At 67.7% G+C, this 16492-nt stretch carries 16 protein-coding genes (1 of these 16 only partly in view); 9 read left to right on the top strand and 7 right to left on the bottom strand.

Translation table 11 applies throughout. The features are described from left to right. Positions 1 to 1047: the 5' portion of a tyrosine--tRNA ligase gene (gene tyrS, locus FB548_RS02380; protein ID WP_142123163.1), read on the bottom strand. Its footprint begins 162 nt before the window's first position; 1047 of the gene's 1209 nt are visible here — the first part of the coding sequence; the start codon lies at positions 1045 to 1047; its stop codon lies off the left edge, out of view. A 184-nt stretch (positions 1048 to 1231) separates the two neighbouring features. Here tyrS and FB548_RS02375 point away from each other — a divergent pair, with 184 nt between their 5' ends. Together FB548_RS02375 and FB548_RS02370 are read left to right on the top strand one after the other, a co-directional pair. Next, the gene (locus FB548_RS02375; RefSeq protein WP_142123162.1) at positions 1232 to 2683 is read left to right on the top strand and encodes a peptidoglycan DD-metalloendopeptidase family protein; all 1452 of its coding nucleotides are present in this window, start codon (positions 1232 to 1234) and stop codon (positions 2681 to 2683) included. Between the two features lie 73 nt (positions 2684 to 2756). Beyond that, entirely contained in the window at positions 2757 to 3896 is a 1140-nt protein-coding gene (locus FB548_RS02370) for an anhydro-N-acetylmuramic acid kinase (RefSeq protein WP_142123161.1), read from the top strand. Here the strand turns inward: FB548_RS02370 and FB548_RS02365 are convergent. The 3 genes from FB548_RS02365 to FB548_RS02355 are packed head-to-tail and all read right to left on the bottom strand — an operon-like array spanning position 3893 to position 6271. Further along, complete coding sequence (locus FB548_RS02365; RefSeq protein WP_142123160.1) at positions 3893 to 4120, bottom strand: hypothetical protein; 228 nt, start codon at positions 4118 to 4120, stop codon at positions 3893 to 3895. The two genes, FB548_RS02370 and FB548_RS02365, sit on opposite strands and share 4 nt — an antisense overlap. 46 nt (positions 4121 to 4166) lie before the next feature. Then, the gene (locus FB548_RS02360; RefSeq protein WP_255470275.1) at positions 4167 to 5501 is read right to left on the bottom strand and encodes an MFS transporter; all 1335 of its coding nucleotides are present in this window, start codon (positions 5499 to 5501) and stop codon (positions 4167 to 4169) included. Next, entirely contained in the window at positions 5501 to 6271 is a 771-nt protein-coding gene (locus FB548_RS02355) for an exodeoxyribonuclease III (RefSeq protein WP_142123159.1), read from the bottom strand. The genes FB548_RS02360 and FB548_RS02355 overlap by 1 nt, the downstream gene beginning before the upstream one ends. 116 nt (positions 6272 to 6387) lie before the next feature. Here FB548_RS02355 and pyrE point away from each other — a divergent pair, with 116 nt between their 5' ends. After that, positions 6388 to 7059, top strand: a complete 672-nt coding sequence (gene pyrE, locus FB548_RS02350) for an orotate phosphoribosyltransferase (RefSeq protein ID WP_142123158.1) — start codon at positions 6388 to 6390, stop codon at positions 7057 to 7059. 17 nt (positions 7060 to 7076) lie between these two features. Further along, positions 7077 to 7781, top strand: a complete 705-nt coding sequence (locus FB548_RS02345; protein ID WP_142123157.1) for a hypothetical protein — start codon at positions 7077 to 7079, stop codon at positions 7779 to 7781. Positions 7782 to 7872: 91 nt separating this feature from the next. Here FB548_RS02345 and FB548_RS02340 read toward each other — a convergent pair whose 3' ends face one another. The 3 genes from FB548_RS02340 to coaBC are packed head-to-tail and all read right to left on the bottom strand — an operon-like array spanning position 7873 to position 11914. After that, complete coding sequence (locus tag FB548_RS02340; RefSeq protein WP_142123156.1) at positions 7873 to 10209, bottom strand: phosphomannomutase/phosphoglucomutase; 2337 nt, start codon at positions 10207 to 10209, stop codon at positions 7873 to 7875. Between the two features lie 14 nt (positions 10210 to 10223). Continuing rightward, positions 10224 to 10688 carry a dUTP diphosphatase gene (gene dut, locus FB548_RS02335; RefSeq protein ID WP_142123155.1) on the bottom strand — a complete coding sequence of 155 codons (465 nt, stop codon included), beginning with the start codon at positions 10686 to 10688 and terminating at the stop codon, positions 10224 to 10226. Beyond that, positions 10685 to 11914 carry a bifunctional phosphopantothenoylcysteine decarboxylase/phosphopantothenate--cysteine ligase CoaBC gene (gene coaBC, locus FB548_RS02330; RefSeq protein WP_142123154.1) on the bottom strand — a complete coding sequence of 410 codons (1230 nt, stop codon included), beginning with the start codon at positions 11912 to 11914 and terminating at the stop codon, positions 10685 to 10687. Before coaBC ends, dut begins: the two co-directional genes overlap by 4 nt. A 96-nt stretch (positions 11915 to 12010) precedes the next feature. Here coaBC and radC point away from each other — a divergent pair, with 96 nt between their 5' ends. The 5 genes from radC (at position 12011) to FB548_RS02305 (ending at position 16462) form a co-directional block, all read left to right on the top strand. Continuing rightward, positions 12011 to 12685 (top strand): DNA repair protein RadC, encoded by a 675-nt coding sequence (radC, locus tag FB548_RS02325; protein ID WP_142123153.1) that lies wholly within the window; start codon positions 12011 to 12013, stop codon positions 12683 to 12685. An 87-nt stretch (positions 12686 to 12772) separates the two neighbouring features. Next, positions 12773 to 14461 carry an arginine--tRNA ligase gene (argS, locus tag FB548_RS02320; protein ID WP_142123152.1) on the top strand — a complete coding sequence of 563 codons (1689 nt, stop codon included), beginning with the start codon at positions 12773 to 12775 and terminating at the stop codon, positions 14459 to 14461. A gap of 14 nt (positions 14462 to 14475) precedes the next feature. Beyond that, entirely contained in the window at positions 14476 to 15267 is a 792-nt protein-coding gene (locus tag FB548_RS02315) for an SPOR domain-containing protein (protein WP_142123151.1), read from the top strand. Then, entirely contained in the window at positions 15264 to 15674 is a 411-nt protein-coding gene (locus tag FB548_RS02310; RefSeq protein WP_142123150.1) for a hypothetical protein, read from the top strand. Before FB548_RS02315 ends, FB548_RS02310 begins: the two co-directional genes overlap by 4 nt. Positions 15675 to 15709: 35 nt before the next feature. Then, a complete protein-coding gene (locus tag FB548_RS02305; protein ID WP_142123149.1) occupies positions 15710 to 16462 on the top strand; it encodes an SDR family NAD(P)-dependent oxidoreductase in 753 nt (250 codons plus the stop codon). Positions 16463 to 16492 lie beyond the last annotated feature (30 nt).

The raw sequence follows: 16492 nt of genomic DNA, 5'->3' as shown, positions 1-16492 counted from the left end.
GATGCCGGCCGCCGTGAGCAGCGCAGCGATGCGGATGCCCTCCGCAGGCACCACCACATCCTTCAGCTCCAGCAACGAGGTGTCGCCCTGGCCGGTAACAACCGCATGCCAGCCGGCGATGGCGTTGTCAGCCTCACCCGCCGCATGGAACCGCGTGGCCAGTTCGCGCGCCAGACGCAATTTCACGTCGCGCGGGTTCAGTTCGCCGCTTGCGACGGACGCCTTCAGGGCCACCGCTTCCGCCGCGCCGATCTCGAAGCTCAACAGCTCGATCCAGCGCCACATCAGGTCGTCGCCGATCTTCATGGTCTTGGTGACGATGTCGATGGCCGGTTCGCTGACACCGATGTAGTTGCCCAGCGACTTGGACATCTTGTTGACGCCATCCAGACCCTCCAGCAGGGGCATGGTCAGCACGATCTGCGGTGCCTGGCCGTGATGCTCCTGCAGGCCGCGTCCCATCAGCAGGTTGAACTTCTGGTCGGTGCCCCCGAGTTCGACATCGGCCTGCAGGGCCACGGAGTCATAGCCCTGCACCAGCGGGTACAGGAATTCATGGATGGCGATGGACTGCTGGGCGGCGTAGCGCTTGGCGAAGTCGTCACGCTCGAGCATGCGGGCCACGGTGTGCTGGCCGGCGAGGCGGATCATGTCCACCGCCCCCATCTTGCCGAACCATTCGGAATTGAAGCGGACCTCGGTCTTTTCCCGGTCCAGCACCTTGAACACCTGGTCTTCGTAGGTGCGCGCGTTGGCGAGCACATCCTCGCGGCTGAGGGGTTTGCGGGTGATGTTCTTGCCGGACGGGTCGCCGATCATCCCGGTGAAGTCGCCGATCAGGAAGATCACCTGATGCCCCAGGTCCTGGAACTGGCGCATCTTGTTCAGCAGCACCGTATGGCCCAAGTGCAGATCTGGCGCCGTGGGGTCGAAACCCGCCTTCACGCGCAGTGGCCGCCCCAGCTTCAGGCGAGCTTCCAGGTCTTCGGGCTTGAGGATTTCGTCGGCGCCACGGCCGATCACGGCAAGAGCTTCTGCAAGGGACACGGAGAACAGTTCCAGTAGGGGTGGCCGCGTGAAGGCCAAGTCAGTGAGGTGAAGTTACCGTTAAATGAAAGTAAACAGTGATACCTATCAAAAAAGCCAATTGACTCAATGGTTTGACGCGAAGTCTTCGCGTGTCTATGGTACGCCGATTGGGGCTTTGCCTTGGCCCCGGGATGCAACCTTGATGCAAACTCATGGGGGCGGCAACGGCCGCAAGCAACAGTTCCGGGAGCGCCTGGGGGTGCTTCGCGACACTGCACTTCATCATCAGGTGAAGCGCCATCTGCCGGAAGGGCGATGGACGCGCCGCCATTGGATCCATGCCAGCCTGTTCACCACCATCGGCGTGCTGATGGCGACCATCGTGCCGGGTTTCTCCAGCGCCATCCAAGCGCCGGTATCCGAGCCGCGCAGCACGTTGCTGCTCGATCTGCCCGAATTGTCAGCGGCGCGCGTGGCCGGTACGGCCGGCGACAGCTGGCAGGTGATCCGGGTGAAACCGGGCCAGACCATGGGGGCGATCTTCGAGGAATTGGGCATTCCGGCCGCCACCCTGCACCGCCTCCTGGAGAACGCCGACGCCAAGAAGGCATTCACCCGACTGAAACCGGGCACTGAGATCGCTTTCGACCTGCCGGTCAATGGCGGGCTGCGCACGCTGCGCTACGACCGCGACCCCAGCCACCGCGTGGAGTTGCTGGTGGGCGCGGACAAGGTCACCGAGCGCGTGATCGCCCGCGAGACGACCACCCGAACGGTGGTGCTGAGCGGCAAGGTCGGGCGCTCGCTGAACCGTTCGGCGCGCAAGGCAGGCCTGACCTCCGCCAACGTGAACTCGCTGACGGACGAAATCTTCAAGTACGACATCGACTTCAATTCCGACCTGGGCGCGGACGATCGTTTCAGCGTGGTAGTGGAACAGACCTGGCGCGAGGGCGAGCTGATCAGCACCGGCCCGGTGCAGGCCGCCACGTTCACGGTGGACGGCAAGCTGCATTCGGGCTTCCGCTTCACCCGTCCCGGCGGCAAGCCGGAGTACTTCACCGCCGCCGGCCGGCCGCTGAAGAAGAACTTCATCCGCATGCCGATCCCCTATGCGCGCATGAGCTCCAAGTTCGGTGCGCGTCGCCACCCGGTGCTGGGCACGATGCGGATGCACAAGGGCGTGGATTACGCCGCCTCCAGCGGCACGCCAATCATGGCCGCCGGCGATGGCCGCGTGCAGTTCGCCGGCTGGCAGGGCGGTTACGGACGCACCGTGATCCTTGATCATGGCCGCGGTCACACCACGCTGTACGCGCACATGTCCCGGATGGGCAAGATCAAGCAGGGCCAACGCGTCGCACAGGGTACTGTGATCGGTTATGTCGGCACCACCGGGCTGTCGACCGGCCCGCACCTGCACTACGAATTCCGCATCAACGGCGTGCACCGCAACCCGCTGTCGGTGACGATGCCGCCGCCGGAACCGCTGGGTGGCGCGCAGCTCGCGGCGTTCCGCACGTATACCGCCAACGCGCTGGCACGTATCCGCACCGTGGAAGACATCATCTACGCCGATGTCCGCCCGGCTGGTGATGCCGCAAAGGGCTCGACCGTCGCGTCCGCCAAGCCGACCCCGGGAAAGAAGGGCTGACGGGCCCACGCATGGCGGGATGGCCGAAAAGGCGGGACACTGTCCCGCCTTTTTCTTTGCGTGCCGATCCCGTATGCCCCCAGCCTCCGACGCCGCTGTCTCCGAGCTCTACCTCGGCCTGATTTCCGGCACCAGCGCCGATGGAATCGATGCCGCCCTCGTGCGCTTCGACGGTGAAGGCCATGCGCTGCGTTGCGATCTCGTACATGGGCGCACCTTTGCGTGGGACGGTGCGCTGCGAGGGCAGCTCGTCGCGCTGGGACAAGGCGCGGACGCCGTTTCGCTGGATGCGCTGGGCGCACTAGAGGGCCGCACCGCACTGGCATTCGCCGATGCGGCATTGGCGCTGCTGCACGAGGCCGACGTGCCGCGCGGACGCGTGCGCGCGATCGGTTCGCATGGCCAGACCATCCGCCATCGCCCGCATGCGGACCCACCGTTCACCTGGCAACTCGGGGATGGCAATGTCATCGCCGAACGCAGCGGCATCGACACCGTGGCCGACTTCCGCCGGCGGGACGTGGCGGCCGGCGGGCACGGCGCACCGCTGATGCCGGCGTTCCATGCCGCCCTGCTTGGTTCGCCGCAGGAAGATCGGGCAGTACTCAACCTCGGCGGTATCGGCAACTTCACCCTGCTGCCAGCGGTAGGCGATGTGCGCGGCTTCGATACCGGACCGGCGAACGCCCTGATGGACGCTTGGTGCGAACGCCACACCGGGCACGCCTACGACGCAGGCGGCGCCTTCGCCGCGAGCGGACGCGTGGACGCCGGACTGCTGGCTCGCCTGCTGGCGGAACCGTGGTTTGCGCTGGCGCCACCGAAGAGCACAGGACGCGAACAGTTCCACCTGGACTGGCTGCAGGCGCGCATGGGCGAGGCCACGACTTCGCAGGCCGACGTACAGGCCACCTTGCTGGAGCTGACTGCCCGCACCGTCGCCGACGCGCTGCAGATCACCCAGCCTTTCACTCGCCGTGTGCTGGTCTGCGGTGGCGGCGTCCACAACGCGGTACTGATGGCGCGGCTGGCCGCCCATTTGCCGCAGGCGGTGGTGGAATCCACCGCCGCGCATGGCCTTGATCCGGATTACGTGGAGGCGATGGGCTTTGCCTGGCTGGCGCGCGAAACGCTGGCCGGCCGGCCAGGCAATCTTCCTGCGGTCACCGGGGCCGTCGGCCGCCGCGTTCTGGGCGTGGTGTACCCGGCCTAGAACCCCTTGCCGGGCGGCACGTCCTTCAGCGCGCTGATCGCATCGGCGAGCGCATTGACTTCACGGTCGTCGAGGCCGCCGCGCACTTCGGACTCGCAGACGAAGAGGCCCTGCTCCAGCAGGTTGAAGATGGTGTCGTGGATCGGCCATCCCCGTGCCTGCGAGACGCGCCGGATGCGCTCGGCGAGGATCGGGTCCACGTCCTTCAGCACGATGTCGGTCATTGCCCCGTCCCCTGCATGCCCCTTGGCCGGACTTTAGCGCACGCGCTCAGTCCGGTGCCCCGCCCGCCGACCGGTCGATGCCACTCGCCGGCTCGTGGTCGCCGCCGAACTGGATGCGCGGGGCCAGCCAGAAGAACAGCCCGACCGCCGGGATCGCCACCAGGGCGGTTATCCAGAAATACACCCCGTACCCCGTCTGCTCCACGATACCGCCGGACACCGCGCCCAGCAGCTTGCCCGGCAGCATCACCAGCGACGAGAACAACGCGTACTGGGTGGCGGTGAAGCGCTGGTTGACCAGCGCCGACAGGAACGCCACCAGCGTGGTGCCCTGGAAGCCCTGAGCGAGGTTCTCGCCGGAAATCACCAGTGTCAGCCGCCAAAGATCGCCATCAGCGCCTATCAGCCACACGTACAGCAAGTTACTGACTGCACCAAGCACAATGCCCGCGAGCAGCGGCCACTTCACGCCCCAACGCGCGACCGCAATGCCGGCGATGAAGACGCCGACGATGCCCATCCACACACCCCATAGCTTGGACACCGTGCCGATCTCGGTCTTGGTGAAGCCTTGACCCAGGTAGAACGGCGCCATGATGCCGCCGCCCAGCGATTGGTCGGATACCTTCGCCAGCAAGATGAACGCCAACAGCGCCAGCGCCAGCGCCGCGCCAAAGCGTCGGAAGAAATCGAGGAAGGGCTCCACGACACCCACGTACAAGCCTTCGCTCCAGGTCGTCACCTGCACGCGAAGGACTTCGGGTTCGCGCGACATCAGCACCGCGATGACCGGTATCAGCATGACGGCCGCCATCGCCTGATAGACCCGCGGCCACGCTACGTGGTCGGCCATCACCAACGCCAGCATGCCGGTGATGATCAGCGCGATCCGATAGCCGAGCGAATAGGTTGCCAGCAATGCGCCTTGGGATTCCTGCGGTGCGATCTCGATGCGGTAAGCGTCGACGGCAATATCCAGCGTCGCACCGGCGAACGCCGTCATCAGGGTGATCCATACGAACGGCCCCAGCCGACCCGGAGTCAGTTGCGCCATCAGCAGCAGGCCGATGGCGACGACGATGAGCGCCAGCAGCAGCCAGCCGCGCCGTTGCCCGAGCCGCCCCAGCAGCGGCAACCGCCAGCGATCCACCAGCGGGGCCCACAGGAACTTCAGCGAATAGGTCAGACCAGCGCTGGCGATCAGGGTGATGTTTTTCAGTTCAAGGCCGTTTTCGGTCAGCCAATAGGCCAACGTCAAACCGACCAGCAGGAACGGCATGCCCGAGGCAAAGCCGAAGAAGAACATCGTCCACGCCGAGGGCTGCGCGAAGGCACGCCAGACCGAGGGCTTGCCGGGACGTTCGCTCGCCGTTGTCGTCATCAGGTGTAGTCCACCGTGAAGGGCGCATGGTCGGAGAAACGCTGCTCACGGTAGATCGAACAGGCCTTCAGGCGGTCACGCAGCGACGGCGTGACGAACTGGTAGTCGATCCGCCACCCCACGTTGTTGGCGCGCGCGGCGCCGCGGTTGCTCCACCAGGTGTAGTCCTGACCTTCCGGGTGCAGTACGCGATAGGCATCGACCCAGCCGCCGTCGTCCACGCACATCCCGTTCAACCAGTCGCGCTCGGGCGGCAGGCAGCCGGAGTTCTTCTGGTTGCTGGTCCAGTTCTTGATGTCCAGCCGGCTGCGCACGATGTTCCAGTCGCCGCACAGCACGTAGTGGCGGCCACTGCGGCGCCACTCGTCCAGCGTGGGCGCCAGCCAATCCATGACCTTGAACTTGAAACCCTGGCGTTCGTCGCCGGACGAGCCGGACGGGATATAGAACGACACCACGCTCAGGTCGCCGAAGCGCGCCTCAATGTAGCGGCCCTCTTCGTCGAAGTCCGGCCAGCCCAGCGCGGTGCGGACCTCGTCCGGCTCGCGTCGGGCGTAGATCGCCACGCCGCTGTAGCCCTTCTTGGTGGTCGCGTCGCGGAACCAGGCCTTGTACCCGGCCGGCAGGAATTCCGGTCCGGCCAGCTGGTGTTCCTGGGCCTTGGTCTCCTGCACGCACAGCACGTCGGCGTTCTGCGTGGTGAACCAGTCGAAGAAGCCCTTGGTGGCCGCCGAGCGCAGGCCGTTGGCGTTGAAGCTGATGATGCGCATGGATACGTCGTTCGTCGGAAACCGGGCAAGCGTACCCGAACCGGCGCATCCGTCGCGCGGCAGCGGCGGCGTGGCGGTTATCCTGTCACCTCACCTGTTCAGCCCTCGGCTCGCCCATGTCCGATCACCGCTCCCGCTTCCTCCAGCTCGCGCTGCACGCGCAGGCCCTGCGCTTCGGCCAGTTCACCCTGAAATCGGGCCGGCAGAGCCCGTACTTCTTCAATGCCGGCCGCTTCGACAGCGGCGCGCGCCTGGCCGGGCTGGCCGCCTGCTACGCGGATGCGGTCGAAGAGGCCGGCCTGTCGTTCGACCTGCTGTTCGGCCCGGCCTACAAGGGCATTCCGCTGGCGACCGCGGTCGCGTGCGAGTTCGCCCGCCGCGGCCGCGACCTGCCGGTGGCGTTCAACCGCAAGGAAGCCAAGGACCACGGCGAGGGCGGCCTGCTGATCGGCGCGCCGCTGGAAGACCGCCGCGTGCTGATCGTCGACGACGTGATCACCGCCGGCACGGCCATCCGCGAGGCGTTGGGCCTGATCCGCGCCGGCGGCGGCACGCCGGCCGGCATCGTGGTGGCGCTGGACCGCCAGGAAGTGCTGGGCGAACCCGGCGCAACCGCTCCGCGCCGTTCGGCGGCGCAATCCGTCGCCGAGGAAACCGGCGTGCCGGTGGTGGCCGTGGCCAGCCTGCACGACCTGCTTGCATTTGCTGGCGAAAGCGCCGAACTTGTCCGCCATCGCGACGACCTGCTGGCCTACCGGGCCCGCTACGGCAGCGCGACCCAGGACTGAAGCAGCAGGGGGCTGCCATGACCGTCCGAACTTCCTTGGCCCTGTCGGCCGTACTGCTGGCGCTGGCACCCACCGTGCTCGCGCAGGGCAAGAACAAGCCGGCGGCACCCACCGCCAACAAGAAACTCTTCTGCTGGGAAGAGAAGGGCCAGCGCGTCTGCAGTGATGCGCTGCCGGCCGATGTGGTCAACGCGGCCCGCGACGAGATCAGCGCGACCAGCGGACTGCGCACCGGTGGCGTCGCCCGGGCAATGAGCGAAGAGGAACGCGCCCAGGCGGCCATCACGGCCCAGCAGAAGATGATCGACGACGCCGCCTCGGAAATGCGGCGCCGCACCGATGCCGCCATGCTGATGTCCTACCGCAGCGAGGACGAGTTGCGGCGCGTCTTCAACGAACGCACCGCGATCGTCGACAACAACGTGCGCACTGCGCGTTACAACGCGGTCAGCCTGCGCGAGGGCCTTGTCAGCCTGCTGCAGACAGCGGGCGATCAAGAGCTGGCCGGACGTCCGATCCGTGCGGACATGTCGGCCACCATCCACCAGCGCCATGCCGAGCTGCTGCGCACCCGTCGCCTGCAGCAGAGCTTCGAGGCCCAGCGCGCGCAGCTGGACGTCGAGATCGCCGATATCCTGCAGCGCTACCGCAACATGAAGGGCATCACGGCCGAGGCCGCTGAAGAAGCGGCTACCCCGGCCATGCCACCAGCGCGCAACTGATCCGGCAAAGCCTTTCCGGAAGCCCCTCTGGAACGACGACGCCGGGACAAGCCCGGCGCCGTGGTCATGCCGCTCCGAAGCGCGGCAGGCGTCAGAACGTCATCGTCAGTTCCGGTGCAAGCGCCTGCAGGCGGGTACGGAATTCGGTCTTGATCCGCTCGAGCGCCTCGCGGTTGTCCGCCTCGAACCGCAGCACCAGGATCGGCGTGGTGTTGGACGCACGCACCAGGCCCCAGCCATCGTCCCAGTCGGCGCGCAGGCCATCGATGGTGGACAGGCGCGCGCCCTCGAACTCTGCGCCATCGACGAAGCGCTCGACAATGGCGTGCGGCGTGCCTTCGTGCACCGCCACCTTGATCTCCGGCGTGGACACACCATCGGGCAACTCGGCCAGCACTTCCGACGGCGTTTCGGCACGGTTGGCCAGGATCTCCAGCAGGCGCGCGGCGGAATACAGCCCGTCGTCGAAGCCGTACCAGCGTTCCTGGAAGAAGAAGTGGCCGCTCATCTCGCCGGCCAGCTCGGCGCCGGTTTCGCGCATCTTGGCCTTGATCAGCGAATGGCCGGTCTTCCACATCATCGGCGTGCCGCCGTGGCGCAGCACCCAGCCTTGCAGCTTTCCGGTGCACTTCACGTCGAAGATGATCAGTGCGCCCGGATTGCGTTCGAGCACATCGGCGGCGAACAGCATCAGCAGGCGGTCCGGGAAGATGATGGCGCCTTCCTTGGTCACCACGCCCAGGCGGTCGCCGTCACCGTCGAACGCCAGGCCGATGTCCGCGTCGAAACGCTTCACGGTCTGGATGAGGTCTTCCAGGTTGTGCGGCTCGCTGGGGTCTGGATGGTGGTTGGGGAAGGTACCGTCCACGTCGCAGTACAGCGGGATGACTTCTGCGCCGATGGCTTCAAGCAGCTGCGGGGCGATGTCGCCGGCCACGCCATTGCCGGCGTCCACCACGACTTTCAGCGGACGCTCCAGCTGCACGTCGTCGGCGATGCGCTGTATGTAGTCGGCCGAAACATCGCGCTGCTGCAGGTCCCCCCGCGCGTTGGCCACGAACAGGCGGTTGTCGCGGATGCGTTCGTACAGGTCGGTGATGGCGTCACCTGACAACGTCTGCCCGCCGACGACGATCTTGAACCCGTTGTAGTCCGGCGGATTGTGGCTGCCGGTGACGGCCACGCTGCTGCCGGTACGCAGGTGGTAGGCCGCGAAATAAGCCACCGGCGTGGGCGCCAGGCCGATGTCGATGACATTGCGCCCCGCCTTGCGCAGGCCTTCGATCAGCCCTCCGACCAGGTCCGGGCCGGAGAGGCGGCCGTCGCGGCCCACCACGATGTCGGTCAGGTCCTCGTCGCGCATCACCGAGCCGATGGCCAGGCCGATCAGTTCGGCGACCTCGATGCTGAGGGACTGCCCGACGATGCCGCGGATGTCGTACGCGCGGAAGATGCCCGCATCCACCTCGACTGTCGCCGAGTCCGCCTTCCGGTAGTCATCCTGTTCGGAGGATGGGGCCGCCGCGCGATTTCCAGCGGCGGGCAGAGGGTCGCGCATCAGCGCTTCACCCAGTGTGGGCTCATCCGTATCGCTCATCTCCACTCCTTTCTTGCCAAAACCACCCAGGCGCATCCCGCCGCGAGCGACCAGCACCGACACGACCGCGAGGCCTGCGAGCAGCGCCGCCACGATCATCGCCGGAAGGGCACCCAGCCCCAGCGGCCCGGGCTCGCTGACGGGCACCGCCGTCGCCACGCGCAGGCCCGTCTTGCCCACCGCACGCGCCATGCGCTCCGCGCCATCTTGCAGCCCGCTGTTGCCGCGCTGCTTGACGGAATAGTTCCCCTGGCGCAGCGCAAGATAGCCACCTTTGGCCAACACCACGCCATCGAAGGCCTGGGTCAGTTGCGTCAGCGGCAGGCGGACATAGACCACGCCCTGCGGCGCGGGCGCCGCCATGCCGAACGCGATCTGCTTGCCATCCTTCACCACGCGGGTGGCGATGCCGTCGCCCTGCATGCCGTCCTCCAGCAGCGCCAGCTTGCTGAAACCGAACACCGCAGCATCGTCATAGGCCGCCTGCAATGCGCCATCCAGGATCTCGACCTGCTCCACGCCCGCCCAACCCTCCTTCAGGGCAGCCACGGCGGCGGCGGTATCGTTGGCGGCCAGCGCCGCCTTGACCGGCGCGGATGCCAGACGCTGTTCGAACTGGCGGATCTGCGCCGCATGACTGGCCTGAACGGCCTCGACCGCGCGATCACGGGCCTGTCCGACGTCTTCCAGCAGGCGCGCTTCGCGCCATTGGCGGACACCACTCCAGGCCAGCAGTGCTGCGAGCAATGCCAGCAGCACCGCCAGCTTCGGCAGCGCGCCGCGCAGGTCGCCCACGGGAATCCGCTTGCGGCTCTCGTTCGTCGTATTCATTGCGTTGTCCCCTGTCACCGCACGCCGGTGTGGCCGAAACCACCCGTCCCCCGTGCGCTGTCAGCGAAAGTATCCACCACTTGCAGGTGCACGCGCACGACCGGCAGCACCATGACCTGGGCGATGCGGTCGCCGGGCTGGATGGTGAAGGTCTCATGCCCCCGGTTCCACACGCTGATCAGCAGCGGGCCCTGGTAATCCGCATCGATCAGGCCGGTGCCGTTGCCCAGCACGATGCCGTGGCGATGGCCCAGGCCGGAGCGCGGCAGCACCACCGCGCACAGCTGCGGGTCGCCCAGGTGCAGGGCGATGCCGCTGGGCACCAGCGCCGCGTCGCCAGGCTCGAGCACCAGGGGTGCGTCCAGTGCCGCACGCAGGTCCATGCCGGCGCTGGCCTCGGTGGCGTAGGCCGGCAGCGGCCATTCGTCGCCGAAGCGCGGGTCCAGCAGCTTCACTTCCACGGCCCGGGGTGCACTCATGCGTTCAGTCGCTCCACGATCAGGTCGATCAGTTCATCGGCCAGCTGCGTCTTCGGCGCGGAAGCGAAGCTGCGCTCGCCATCCTTCCAGTAGGCCGTCATTGCATTCTGGTCGCTCTCGAAACCGCCATCGGCGATGCCAACCCGGTTGGCCACGATCATGTCCAGCCGCTTGGCTTCCAGCTTCCTGCGCGCGTACTCGGCCACGTTGTTGGTCTCGGCGGCAAAGCCGACCACCAGCTTCAGCGCCTGCGTCTGCGCGGCGACCTCGGCCAGGATGTCGGGCGTACGCACCAGGTCCAGCGCCAGCGACTCGCTGGACTTCTTGATCTTGTTGGCGGCCGGCTCGCGCGGCGTGTAGTCGGCCACGGCAGCGGCACCGATGTAGATGTCGGCCGGCAAGGCAGCGAACACCGCCCGGTGCATCTGCGCGGCCGAACGCACGTCCACGCGCGCGACGCCTGTCGGCGTGGCCAACTGCACAGGCCCGGCGATCAGGGTGACGCTGGCGCCACGGCGCGCAGCGCTGGCAGCGACCGCGAAGCCCATCTTGCCGCTGCTGCGGTTGCCCAGGTAGCGCACGGGATCCAGGTCTTCGTAGGTGGGGCCAGCGCTGACCACCACGTTGAGCCCGGCAAGATCCTGCGGCACCGTGGCGGCGCGAAGGGTGGCGCCGGACAGCGCAGCGACGATCTCTTCCGGCTCGGCCAGCCGGCCCGGACCGGACTCGCCCTCGGCCAGCGGACCGTCGTTCGGCCCGACCACCTGTATGCCGCGTTCGCGCAGCGTGGCCAGATTGGCCCGGGTCGCGGGGTGCTGCCACATGCGGTGGTTCATCGCCGGCGCGATCAGGATCGGCGCGGTGGTGGCCAGGCACAGCGTGGCCACCAGATCGTCGGCCAGCCCATGTGCCAGGCGCGCCATCAGGTCGGCCGTAGCCGGTGCGATGACGACGCGATCGGCCCAGCGGGCCAGCTCGATGTGACCCATCGCCTGCTCGGCCGCGCCATCCCACAGCGTGGTGCGGGTCGGTTGGCCGGACAACGCCTGGAAGCTCAGCGGCGTCACGAACTGCTGCGCACCCGCCGTCATCGCGACCTGCACCTCGGCCCCGGCATCGCGCAGTCGGCGCACGAGTTCCAGCGCCTTGTAGGCGGCGATCCCGCCGCCCACGCACACCAGGACACGCTGTCCCGCCAGATCACGTGTCTTGTCCGATCCGCTCACGTCAGCCCGTTCCTACGTCCATACAGGCGATTAGCTTACCCGAACGCCCCTCATCACCCGATGCACGCCCGGCGTCCTCCGGCCGATCCTGTCGCCATGCACATCCGCGACTGGCCCCACGACGAACGCCCCCGCGAGAAGCTGCTCGCCCGCGGCCCCGCAAGCCTCAGCGACGCCGAGGTGCTCGCCATCTTCCTGGGCTCCGGCCTGCGCGGACGCGACGCCGTCGCCACCGCGCGCGAACTGCTCACCACTCATGGCCCACTGCGCGCCCTGCTGGAGCGTCCACCTGCCGAACTGATGGCGCTGCCGGGCCTGGGACCCGCCCGCGCCTGTGCCCTGGCGGCGGCACTGGAACTGGGCACGCGCCTGCTTCACGCCGCCCTTGAGCGGGGCGACGCCATCGGCGATCCGGAGGCCGCCGGGCGCTACTTCGCCCAGCGCTTGCGTGGCCGCCAGCACGAGGTGTTCGCGGCCCTGTTCCTCGATACACGGCATCGCGTACTGGCGTTCGAGGAGCTGTTCCAGGGCTCGGTGGACAGCGCCGAGGTCCATCCGCGCGAAGTGGCCCGTCGCGCACTGGCACTGAACGCAACCGCCCTGATCGTCGGCCACAACCATCCCTCGGGCAGTGCAGAACCCTCGGCCGCCGATCGCGCCGTGACCCAGCGCCTGAAACAGCCGCTGGCACTGGTGGATGTCCGGCTGCTGGACCACTTCGTGATTGGCGACGGGCCACCCCAGTCGATGGCGGCACGCGGATGGGTCTGAGGATCACCTTCGCTGAACCACGCCGATCCCACGTAATGGGCCGGAAAACCTAGAATAGGCGGTTCCCACGCACCAAGACGGTTCTCCGTGAAAGCTTCCCTTCGCGCCTTGATCGCCCAGGGCATCGACGCCCTGCGCTCCGCCGGCACCCTGCCCGCCGATGCCGCCACGCCCGACTTCGTGGTCGAACGCCCGAAGACGCGCGAGCACGGCGATTTCGCCACCAACGCCGCCATGCAGCTGGCCAAGGCCGCGCGCAGCAACCCGCGCGCCATCGCCACCGCCCTGGTGGCAGCGCTGCCGGCGAGCGACGACGTCGTGAAGGTCGAGATCGCCGGCCCCGGCTTCATCAACTTCCACCTGAGCCCCGGCGCCTATCAGCGCGAAGTGGCCACCGTGCTGGCGCAGGGCGCCGCCTACGGTCGCAACGACAGCGGCGGCGGCCGCACGGTGGGCGTGGAGTACGTATCGGCCAACCCGACCGGACCACTGCATGTCGGCCATGGTCGCGCGGGTGCGATCGGCGACTGCATCGCCCGTGTGCTGGCCGCCAACGGCTGGAACGCAAAACGCGAGTTCTACTACAACGACGCCGGCGTGCAGATCGACAACCTAGCCAAGTCCACGCAGGCACGCGCCCTCGGACTGACCCCGGACAGCGAAGGCTGGCCGGAAGACGGCTATCGCGGCGACTACATCGCCGACGTGGCACAGGCCTACCTCGACGGCGATTCGGTCGAGGTGGAAGGCCACGTCGTCACCGGCGAGAAGGATCCTCAGGACCTCGACGCCATCCGCCGCTTCGCCGTGGCCTATCTGCGGCGCGAGCAGAACCTGGACCTGGCCGCGTTCGGTGTGTCGTTCGACCGCTACTTCCTGGAAAGCTCGCTGTACTCGGACCGGAAGGTGGAAGAGACCGTGAGCAAGCTGATCGCCTCCGGCCACACGTACGAGGAAGGCGGCGCGCTGTGGCTGAAGTCCACCGACTTCGGCGACGACAAGGATCGCGTGATGCGCAAGTCCGACGGCACGTACACCTACTTCGTGCCGGACGTGGCTTACCACCTCAGCAAGTGGCAGCGAGGCTATGAGCGCGCCATCACCGAGCTGGGCGCCGACCACCACGGCTCGCTGGCGCGCGTGAAAGCTGGCCTGCAGGCCCTTGGCGAAGGCATTCCTGCCGGATATCCCGAGTACGTGCTGCACCAGATGGTCACGGTGATGCGCGGTGGCGAGGAAGTGAAACTGTCCAAGCGTGCCGGCAGCTACTTCACCCTGCGCGACCTGATCGAGGAGACCAGCGCCGATGCCACTCGCTGGTTCCTGATCGCGCGCAAGCCGGATTCTCAACTGACATTCGACATCGATCTGGCGCGCCAACAGAGCAACGACAACCCGGTGTTCTACGTGCAGTACGCACATGCGCGCGTGTGCAGCCTGCTGCGCCAGGCGGGCGAGAAGGGTTACGCCTACGACCAGGCGAACGGACTGGCGAACCTGGCGCGCCTGGACGACGACACGTCGCTACAGCTCATGGTGGAACTGTCCCGCTATCCCGAGGTGGTGGAAGCTGTCGGCGAATCGCTCGAACCCCATGCGGTCGCGCAATACCTGCGCGAGTTGGCCTATGCTTTCCATACGTGGTACGCCGGCACGCCCGTGCTTACCGACGATGCGCAGGCACGTGATGCGCGGCTGGCGCTGGCACTGGCGGTACGCCAGGCGCTGGCCAATGGACTGGACCTGTTGGGCGTGAGTGCGCCCGAAAAGATGTGAGCGGAGAGCAGTAGATGGCAGCGAGGCGCGGCAAGAGTCAGGCCACACGCAATTCCAGTCAGGCCACGCCCGCGTGGGTCTGGCTGATCCTCGGGCTGCTGATCGGCCTGGCGGTGTATTTCGTGGTGCCGGGGCTGGGCAAGAAGGACGGCGACGGTTTCTTCCGTCCCACGCCCAACCCTGACGCGCAACCCGCACCTGTCGACAGTGCCGATGTGGAAGCCGTGGTGCCCGACGCGCCCAGCAACGAGGCACCGGCCGCCGCCGCGACGACGGACGATGCCGCCGCGAAGGAAACCCAGTACGACTTCTACACCCTGCTTCCCGGCAAGGAAGTGCAGATGTCCGACGCGGAACTGGCCGCCAGCGCGCGCGAGGAGGAGGCACGCAAGGCGCGCGCCGCCCTCAACGGGCAGGCCACAACGCCCGTCGCCGCCACGCCCGCTGCCACCGCAGCGGCTCAGCCCACGCCGATCAACGAGAGCGCGCCTGCCCGCCCCGCCGAGACACCGCGCCCCGCAGACGCCCCTCCCGCCCCCAAGCCTGCCGCCACCGTAGCCAGCGCAGACACCGGCGCGCGCTACATCCTGCAGGCCGGCGCGTTCGGCGCATCGGGCGATGCCGAGGCCACCAAGGCCAAGATCGCCATGCTGGGCCTGAGCGCCCGCGTGGAGTCGGCACAGATCAACGGCAAGACCGTCTATCGCGTGCGCATGGGGCCGTATGGCACGGCGAGCGAACTCGCCGAGGCGAAGCAGAAACTCGCCAGCGGCGGGTTGCCTGCGATGGCGGTGAAGGCCCAGTGAGCGCCACGCGGCCGACGCTGCAGCGCCTGATCGTGGCGACGGCCGCGGCGATGGGGTCGCTGCTTGCCGCCTCGTGGTTGGTCGGCCTTGTCCTGCCCGCCCACTGGCAGGAGGTGGTGCAGACACGTTGGGGATTCCTGGCGCCGGTCAGCTATGTCGTGACCGCCCTCTGCATGGGGCTGGGTGGCGCGCTGGCAGGCCATCGTTTCCTGATCGTCGCCGTCGGCCTGACGCTGGCGGTGTGGATCGCGACGCTGTCGGTGCTGGCCGGCATCGCCGGTGCGGCCTCGGACATGTCCTACCCCCTTGGTTTCCTGCTGCGCACTAACGCACTCAGCGCGACGCTGTCCGTGGTCGCCGCCGCGCTCGGCACCTGGCTGGGCGCTCTCTGGTATGCGCGCCGCTGACCGCGACCCGTTTTCCCCTCCCCCAAGGAATCCCCATGACCCGCACCGCCCTCATCACCGGCGCCACCTCCGGCTTCGGTGCCGCCGCCGTCCGCCGCTTCGCCGCTGCCGGCTGGCGCGTGATCGCCACGGGCCGCCGTGCCGAGCGCCTGCAGGCGCTGGTGGATGAGATGGGTGCCGACAAGGTGCATGCCGCGGTGTTCGACATCCGCGACGAGGCGGCGATGGACGCCGCGCTGGCTGCATTGCCTGCGGGGTTCCGCGACATCGACCTGCTGGTCAACAACGCCGGTCTTGCACAGGGCACCGCGCCCGCGCAAAGCGCGCTGCTGTCCGACTGGCGCACGATGATCGACACCAACATCACCGCGCTGGTCACGCTGACCCATCGCTTGCTGCCGATGCTGGTCGAACGCAAGGGCGCCATCATCAACATCAGTTCCGTTGCCGGCGTGTATCCGTACCCCGGCGGCAACGCGTACGGCGGCAGCAAGGCGTTCGTCAGCCAGTTCTCGCTGGGCCTGCGCAGCGACCTGCACGGCACCGGGGTGCGCGTGACCACCATCGAACCCGGCATGGCCGAAACCGAATTCACCCTGGTGCGCACGCATGGCGACCAGCAGGCGTCGGACAAGCTCTACACCGGTGCCTCCCCGATGACGGCCGACGACATCGCCGAGACCATCTTCTACGTCGCCACGCTGCCGCCACACCTCAACATCAACCGGCTGGAGATCATGCCGGTGACGCAGTCGGTGGCGGGTTTCCAGGTACATCGCGGCACCTAGGCTGCCCGCGGGCACCGGTCGCATTGTTCC

The organism is Pseudoxanthomonas sp. 3HH-4 (assembly GCF_006716465.1).
Lineage (GTDB): Bacteria > Pseudomonadota > Gammaproteobacteria > Xanthomonadales > Xanthomonadaceae > Pseudoxanthomonas_A.
The sequence above is the reverse complement of the archived record's forward strand: the minus strand, read 5'-3'. Positions and strand labels throughout refer to the sequence as shown.

Excerpts from the sequence above, each read along its gene's own strand:
- FB548_RS02375 (WP_142123162.1), top strand. The coding sequence starts at position 1,232 with ATGCAAACTCATGGGGGCGGCAACGGCCGCAAGCAACAGTTCCGGGAG.
- FB548_RS02370 (WP_142123161.1), top strand. The coding sequence starts at position 2,757 with ATGCCCCCAGCCTCCGACGCCGCTGTCTCCGAGCTCTACCTCGGCCTG.
- FB548_RS02365 (WP_142123160.1), bottom strand. The coding sequence starts at position 4,120 with ATGACCGACATCGTGCTGAAGGACGTGGACCCGATCCTCGCCGAGCGC.
- FB548_RS02360 (WP_255470275.1), bottom strand. The coding sequence starts at position 5,501 with ATGACGACAACGGCGAGCGAACGTCCCGGCAAGCCCTCGGTCTGGCGT.
- FB548_RS02355 (WP_142123159.1), bottom strand. The coding sequence starts at position 6,271 with ATGCGCATCATCAGCTTCAACGCCAACGGCCTGCGCTCGGCGGCCACC.
- pyrE (WP_142123158.1), top strand. The coding sequence starts at position 6,388 with ATGTCCGATCACCGCTCCCGCTTCCTCCAGCTCGCGCTGCACGCGCAG.
- FB548_RS02345 (WP_142123157.1), top strand. The coding sequence starts at position 7,077 with ATGACCGTCCGAACTTCCTTGGCCCTGTCGGCCGTACTGCTGGCGCTG.
- FB548_RS02340 (WP_142123156.1), bottom strand. The coding sequence starts at position 10,209 with ATGAATACGACGAACGAGAGCCGCAAGCGGATTCCCGTGGGCGACCTG.
- dut (WP_142123155.1), bottom strand. The coding sequence starts at position 10,688 with ATGAGTGCACCCCGGGCCGTGGAAGTGAAGCTGCTGGACCCGCGCTTC.
- radC (WP_142123153.1), top strand. The coding sequence starts at position 12,011 with ATGCACATCCGCGACTGGCCCCACGACGAACGCCCCCGCGAGAAGCTG.
- FB548_RS02315 (WP_142123151.1), top strand. The coding sequence starts at position 14,476 with ATGGCAGCGAGGCGCGGCAAGAGTCAGGCCACACGCAATTCCAGTCAG.
- FB548_RS02305 (WP_142123149.1), top strand. The coding sequence starts at position 15,710 with ATGACCCGCACCGCCCTCATCACCGGCGCCACCTCCGGCTTCGGTGCC.